Below are 7,034 nucleotides of genomic sequence, written 5' to 3'. Positions count from 1 at the left end.
TGTCCTTGATATCGCCACCGGCGCAGAAGTGACCGCCGGTGCCGCGAATGACGACGGCGCGGATGCTGGCGTCCGGTTCAATCTGCGAAAACAGCGTAGACAGTTCGGCAACCATTTCCAGGCTCATGGCGTTTCGGGATTGGGGTCGATTCAGGGTCAGGTGTAGAGTGAGCCCCTGTTTCTTTAACAGAAGCGTTTCACAGTGAGGCATGCTATCCATAATTAACTCCACGAAAATTGTCGAGGGTCGGTGCCCCGGTATGACTGCTCAGGAACGTTGAGGGCCATGGATGGCCCGAATCGAGCCCTACATGGATGTACTTGCGGGCGTGTCCTGAGCAGTCATACCGGGGTGCCGGCCTGGCACCCAAGTTCAGCTTTTCTGTTTGCCAGGCAAAATCCCCATGGTCTTGCAGATAATCCCCAGCATTATTTCATCGGCACCACCGCCAATCGACACCAGCCGCACATCCCGGTAAGCGCGGGAAACCGGGTTGTCCCACATGTAACCCATGCCACCCCAGTATTGCAGACAGCTGTCAGTAACCTCACGGCCCAGACGCCCCGCTTTCAGCTTGGCCATGGACGCCAGACGGGTTACGTCCTTGCCTTCTATGTGAAGCTCGCAGGCCTGATAGGTCAGGGCACGCAATGCCTCCACTTCGGTCTGGAGTTCGGCCAGCCGGAAATGGATCGACTGGTTGTTGATCAGCGGCTGGCCAAAGGTCTTGCGCTCGCGGCAGTATTCAATGGTCTTGTTGATGCAGCTCTCCAGCGCCCTGATCACGTTAGCCGCGCCCCAGAGCCGCTCCTCCTGAAACTGAACCATCTGCATCATGAAACCGGTGCCTTCGGCTCCAATCCGGTAGCGCTGGGGCACGCGCACGTCGTCGAAGAAAATCTGTGCGGTTTCCGAAGAGCGCATGCCCAGCTTGTTCAGGTGCGGACTGAAGGATATGCCCGGGGAATCCATGGGCAGGACAATCAGCGACTTGTTCTTGTGGGGCTTGTCGTCCGAGGTGTTCGCCAGCAGGCAGATAAAGTCAGCACTGGGGCTGTTGGTGATCCACATCTTGGAACCGTTGATAATGTAATCATCACTGTCCCTTCTGGCGCTGGTGGCCATGCCCGCGACATCCGACCCTGCGCCCACTTCACTGACACCGATGCAGCCCACCATGTCTCCGGTAATGGCCGGTGCCAGAAAAGTCCGCTTGAGCTCATCCGATCCGAACCGGGCGATGGCCGGTGTACACATGTCGGTCTGCACACCGACGGCCAGTGGCACGCCGCCACAATGGGCCGTGCCCAGTTCCTCGGCGGCGACGAGGTTGTAACTGTAGTCCAGCCCCGTACCGCCGTATTCTTCCGGCTTATGGATCCCCAGGATGCCGAGGTTGCCAAGCTTTTTGAACACCTCATGAATCGGAAACTCCCCGGCTTCTTCCCACTCGTCGCAATGAGGGTTAATTTCCTTCTCAACGAAATCCCGGACCGTCTTTCTCAGGGCCTCGTGTTCGGCGGTAAATTTCATTCTTGTTCTCCGTTATGGGAAGTCCGTGCTTGGCTGTCTGGGATGCACGGTTTTTAGCTTGGGCGGCGGGTGTGTGGGACGGCTTTCAGAAAAACGCTACGAGCACATCCATGTGCGCTTGGCTTCGGCCATCCTTGGCCGAAGACATTTTCTGAAAGCCGTCCCACACACCCGCCAAGGTCTGAAAATTTTGTGTTGCCCGATAAAGTTTGTGGCTTTTGTTTTAAGCGCAATTCCGTGGGCGGATTTTCACGTTTCTGTGTCCTGTTCCGAAAAGCACGCTCTTCAAAGGCGTTATTCCCGAGCTAGCCTGAATCGGTTGGGGACACCTTTCCAAAAATGTGCGGAGCCATGGATGGCGGAGCCCAAGCGCACATGGATGTGCTTGTAGCGTTTTTTGGAAAGGTGTCCCCAACCGGTTCTAACCCCCGAAAATAAGCCCCCTAGAGGCGGGCCACACCAAAAGAATTAGGCCGCAAAGGTCGAACTTCAGCCTCCCGACAGACCGAAAGAACCATGGCCAGAACCCGCCGCGTATCACGGGGATCAATCAGCCCGTCGTCCCACAAGCGTGCTGTGCCAAACAGAGCGGTCGAGCCGTCCTCGAGTTTCTTGGCTGTCGCCTGCTCCAGAAAATCCAGCGTCTTCGTATCCGGTTCCATGCCACTGCGGCGCTGCTTGTCCTCTGCCACTATGCGCATCACCTTGCCCGCCTGCGCCGGCCCCATGACTGCTGTGCGGCTGTTGGGCCAGGCAAAGATGAAGCGGGGGTCGAGACCCCGACCACACATCGCGTAGTTACCGGCACCATAGGAACCGCCGATTACAATCGCGACTTTTGGTACCCGGCAATTGGCCACCGCCTGAAGCATCTTGGACCCGTGCTTGATGATGCCGTTCTGTTCCGAGTGGGTGCCCACCATGAAACCGGTGGTATTGTGCAGGAACACCAGCGGCGTTCCCGCCTGGTCGCAAAGCTGAATGAATTGCGCGGCCTTGGTGGCGCCGGCCGGAGTGATCGGGCCGTTGTTGCCGATGATGCCCACCGAATGGCCTTCAATCCGGATGGTGCCGCAGACAGTCTGGTCATCGTAGTCGTTCTTGAAATCCATGAACTTCGAGCCGTCGGCCAGGCGCGCGAGGATTTCACGCACGTCATAGGGCTTCCTGGCATCCGCCGGGATCAAACCCAGCAATTCTTCTTCGGCATGGAGCGGTTCATCCCAGTCCGGTTGCCGTTGCGGCGGGAGCTGTTCACTCCAGGGCAGGGATTCGAGAATGTTGCGGGCGTAACGGATACCGTCGGCGTCGTCCTCGGCCAGGTATTCGGCGGTTCCTGCCACTTCGGCGTGCATTTGTGCCCCGCCCAGTTCTTCATCGGTGGCTATTTCCCCGGTCGCGGCTTTCAGCAGGGGAGGGCCGGCCAGGAACAGCTTGGTTTGTTCGCGAATCACGATGACGTAATCCGACAAACCGGGCTGGTAGGCACCACCGGCGGTAGCGTTGCCGTGAACCACGGTGACTTGCGGAATTCCTGCTGCGGACATGCGGGCCTGATTGGCAAAGCTGCGGGCACCGGGCACAAAAACGTCGGTGGCGTAGTTCAGGTTGGCACCGCCGCTCTCCGACAGTGATACCACGGGTAGCTTGTTTTCCATGGCGATCTGTTGCAGACGCAGGGTCTTGTCCAGCCCCGACGGGGTGATGGTGCCGCCCTTGATGGCGCTGTTGCTCGCGACAACAAGACAGCGCACGCCGCTGACGGTGCCGATTCCGGCAATAATTCCGCCGCCAGCCTGGCTGCCGTCCTTGTCGTCGTGCATTTTGTAGCCAGCCATGGAGCAGAGCTCAAGGAAGGGTGTGCCGCGGTCGAGCAAACGGTTAATACGGTCCCGGGGCAGCAGTTTGCCGCGCCTGGTGAATTTTTCCCGGGCGGCTTCGGCCAGATCCAGGACTTTCTGTTCTGCTGCCCGGAAGCTGTCAATGTGGGCCTGCATAGCCCGCGCGTTGGCTTCAAAGTCCCCGGATGCGGGTGTAATCCCTGGTTCGAGTACCTGCATGGTGGTCTCAGTCCTCGCTCAGTACTTTTGGCGTCACCGCACGATGAAAGCCATTGAACGGCTCGTTGTTTTTGGCTTTGGGGAAAGGCCAGACCCGGCCGCCCTGTGACGCGCCGCCGTCAACCCGCAGGCAGTCACCGTTGATGAAGGCAGCGCCGGGGCTGATAAGAAAGCAGATAGCGGCGCTGATCTCGGATTCAGTACCCATGCGCTTGATGGGCACGTTGTCGCCCAGGCTGCGAATCCACTGCTTCATGTGTTCCGGGTAGTTGTCCATGCCACTGGACGCGACCCAGCCGGGGGCGACCGCGTTCACCCTGACCCCGGAGCAGGCCCATTCCACCGCAGCGGTGCGGGTAAAATTCACCATGCCGGCACGGGCTGCCCCGGAATGGCCCATGCCCGGCATGCCGCCCCACATATCAGCGACGATATTGACGATGGCGCCGCCTGTTTTTGACAGTGCCTGGGTGTAGGCTTCCCGGGCCATCAGAAATCCGCCGGTCAGGTTGGTTCGCACCACGGTTTCCCAGCCTTTCTGGTTGATGTTCGCCAGCGGGGATGGAAACTGGCCACCGGCGTTGTTTACCACACCATTCAGACCACCGTGTTCGGCAATGATGGCTTTGACTGTCGCCTTGACCGATTCTTCCTCGCGAATGTCACAGACGTGGGCCGAGGCGGTACCGTCGTCCTCGAGGATTTCGGCTTTCACCGCTTCCACCTTTTCCGCCTTACGTCCGACGAGGGCTACCTTTGCACCCAGAGCCGCGAGTTCATGGGCGGTGCAGCGGCCAATGCCAGAGCCGCCACCGGTAACAATGATGGTTTTTCCGGCGAACAGGCCCGGCCTGAAAACTGATTGATAGCTCATTCCCGATCCCTTACAGCGATACCAGTGCCAGAGGAACCGGCACGGGAAATTCCAGTAACTGCTGCGCAAACGCTTTACCCTGGGGGTCGATGCGCAGGCTGGCGACACCGCCGCCACCCAGGCTGTGTTCCAGCAGGAAGTTGAAGGCGTTGAACCCCGGCAGGGCCCAGCGGGTGACTTTTCCGCGCTCCGGGTCCAGGGTGTGGCGCATCCAGTCGGCGACCGCATGCTCGGTCAGAGCCGCTTCTATATAGGGGGCAAAGGCTGGCTGGCGGGCAATCACGCCAATGTTGGTGTGGTCGCCCTTGTCGCCACTGCGGGCCCAGGCCAGTTTGATCAGGGGAACTGCGACGTCGGTGTCTGCTTCGGGGGAACCGTGGGGCTGGGGCGCCAGTTGATCGGCACTGAAACCACCGGTTACATCTACCTCTACCGGAATCTGCTGTTGACTGACATCCACTGAAACCGATACGAGCGATTTTGCTACCAGGCAGGAGTACAGACGTATCTTGGGCCAGACCGTGGGCCTGCCGCCAACAATGCCTGTGATCCCCGGCGCCATGCCAGTGGCAGCCTGGGCGATTTCCCTTGAAAACAGCACCAGCGCTTCTTTCTTGCCGTGGGCCACGCTGATCTTGATGACCAGTTCCCGGCAGCGGTCAGCCCGGCCATGGGGGCCGTAGGTGGCTTCGGTGCCCAGCAGTTCGACGTGGGTGTCAGTGTAATCAGCGAGGCCTTTTTCCTGAAACAGGCGGGAGGTTCTGGCAAGAATTGCAGCCGCCACCCGCCGGGCTTTTTCCGGCGCATCGATGCCTGCAAGCAGGAAGGTGACGGTGCATTTGAAGCCATCCGGCCAGGTTCCGGACACCTTGTAGCTGTCGGTGGCGGGCAGGCCCCTGGCGCCGGTGACGGTGACTGCATCCCTGCCGGTTTCACTCAACGTGACACCGGTGAAATCACACACCACATCCGGGAGGATATAGGCGCGGGGGTCACCTATTTCATAGACGAGTTGTTCGGCGACGGTCCCACGGGACACTCTGCCGCCGGTTCCCGGTGGTTTGGTGATGGTGAAATCGCCGGAGGCGCTCACTTCGGCAATGGGGAAGCCCATATTTTCGAAGCCGTCGGCCACATCCTCCCAGTCGGTGAAATTGCCGCCGGTGCACTGGGCGCCGCATTCCAGCAGGTGGCCGGCCAGGCTGCCCTGGGCCAGTTTGTCGTAGTCGGTCCATGACCAGCCGAACTCGTGCACCAGTGGCGCCAGCACCAGGGCGCTGTCCGCCACGCGGCCGGTGATGATGATATCCGCGCCCTGTTCCAGCGCCGCCACCAGGCCGGGAGCGCCCAGATAGGCGTTGAGGCTGACCATCATCGGGGGCATGGCCTGGCCGGTGGTCATTTCGGTGGTGCCGGCGTCCGCCAGAGTTTTTTTCCGGGGCAGCAGATCGTCACCCAGTACCAGCGCAATTGTCAGATCGACACCGGCTTTTTCACACAGCGCCTGCAACGCCTCGCGACAGGCCGCGGGATTGACGCCGCCGGCATTGGCCAGAACCCGGATGCCCTGCTTTTTGATATCGGCGAGCAGGGGCCCCATTACCGTTTCCACAAAGTCCCGGGCATAGCCCTGGGTGGGGTCTTTCATCTTCTGCCCGGCCATGATCGACATGGTGATCTCCGCCAGGTAATCCGCCACCAGGTAATCGATGTTTCCCTTTTCTACCAGTTGCGCAGCAGCGGTTTCAGTGTCGCCCCAGAAGGCGGCCGAGCAGCCGATGCGGATAGTACGGCTGTTGGTGTCAGGCATTTGCGCATCCTCGCTCAAATTCAGAACCCTTGAAATCGACAATACCAAGCAAGCGCTTGGTATGTAAACACAAAGAATGGCGATAGACTATGCAAAGTCTACAATCCCTATGGAACAGCCAGTGAATCACGACGCCATTCTCAAATCCCTGATTGCTGAAAATCTGGTTTCTGACCCCAACGGTGCCCGGGGGCGCCTGTTGCGTGAGGCCGCCGGGCTGTTTCGCGACAAAGGCTATGAGCGGACCACGGTTCGGGATCTGGCGGCGGCGGTGGGCATTCAGTCCGGCAGCCTGTTCCATCACTTTCGCACCAAGGAGGAAATTCTCAAAGCGGTCATGGTGGAAACCATCCGCTTGAACACGGCCCTGATGCAGGCCGCTGTGGCGGCGGCCGACACCACTCAGGACAAGCTCCGGGCCCTGATCCGGACCGAACTGGAATCCATTAACGGGCAGACCGGCGAGGCCATGGCGGTGCTGGTGTTCGAGTGGCGCAGCCTGTCAGAGGCAGCCCGGGCCGAAGTGCTGGAACTGCGGGATATTTACGAAGCGCTCTGGCTGGATGTGCTTGGTGCGCTCAATGATGAAAAGGTGGTGCTGGCTGACCCGTTTGTGGTCCGGCGGATGCTGACCGGTGCGCTAAGCTGGACGGTTACCTGGTACCGCCAGGATGGCGGTTTGAGTCTGGATGGTCTGACCAGTCAGGTTATGGCAATGATGGGGCTGGGCGCGGATGCATGAGCTGGTCTCAATCC

The 7,034-nt window shown here is 59.9% G+C and carries 6 protein-coding genes; 1 reads left to right on the top strand and 5 read right to left on the bottom strand.

Features of this window, described 5'->3' with window-relative positions; translation table 11 throughout:
* The 5 genes from VJ956_RS08315 to VJ956_RS08295 all read right to left on the bottom strand — a co-directional run.
* The coding region (locus tag VJ956_RS08315; RefSeq protein ID WP_324083722.1) for an enoyl-CoA hydratase/isomerase family protein at positions 1–220 on the bottom strand (220 nt) is incomplete at its 3' end.
* Between the two features lie 153 nt (positions 221–373).
* The gene (locus tag VJ956_RS08310; RefSeq protein WP_324083720.1) at positions 374–1,534 is read right to left on the bottom strand and encodes an acyl-CoA dehydrogenase family protein; all 1,161 of its coding nucleotides are present in this window, start codon (positions 1,532–1,534) and stop codon (positions 374–376) included.
* A 443-nt stretch (positions 1,535–1,977) separates the two neighbouring features.
* Positions 1,978–3,594, bottom strand: a complete 1,617-nt coding sequence (locus tag VJ956_RS08305; RefSeq protein ID WP_324083718.1) for an acyl-CoA carboxylase subunit beta — start codon at positions 3,592–3,594, stop codon at positions 1,978–1,980.
* A 7-nt stretch (positions 3,595–3,601) separates the two neighbouring features.
* Positions 3,602–4,468, bottom strand: coding sequence for an SDR family oxidoreductase (locus tag VJ956_RS08300; RefSeq protein ID WP_324083716.1), 867 nt, complete (start codon positions 4,466–4,468; stop codon positions 3,602–3,604).
* Between the two features lie 10 nt (positions 4,469–4,478).
* Complete coding sequence (locus tag VJ956_RS08295; RefSeq protein WP_324083715.1) at positions 4,479–6,278, bottom strand: acyclic terpene utilization AtuA family protein; 1,800 nt, start codon at positions 6,276–6,278, stop codon at positions 4,479–4,481.
* Between the two features lie 121 nt (positions 6,279–6,399).
* On the opposite strand from VJ956_RS08295, the gene VJ956_RS08290 reads away from it, so the two are divergent.
* Complete coding sequence (locus tag VJ956_RS08290) at positions 6,400–7,020, top strand: TetR/AcrR family transcriptional regulator (RefSeq protein ID WP_324083713.1); 621 nt, start codon at positions 6,400–6,402, stop codon at positions 7,018–7,020.
* Positions 7,021–7,034: the final 14 nt, after the last annotated feature.

Source organism: Marinobacter sp., assembly GCF_035268745.1.
GTDB lineage: Bacteria > Pseudomonadota > Gammaproteobacteria > Pseudomonadales > Oleiphilaceae > Marinobacter.
This window is presented reverse-complemented; position numbering and strand designations above follow the sequence as displayed.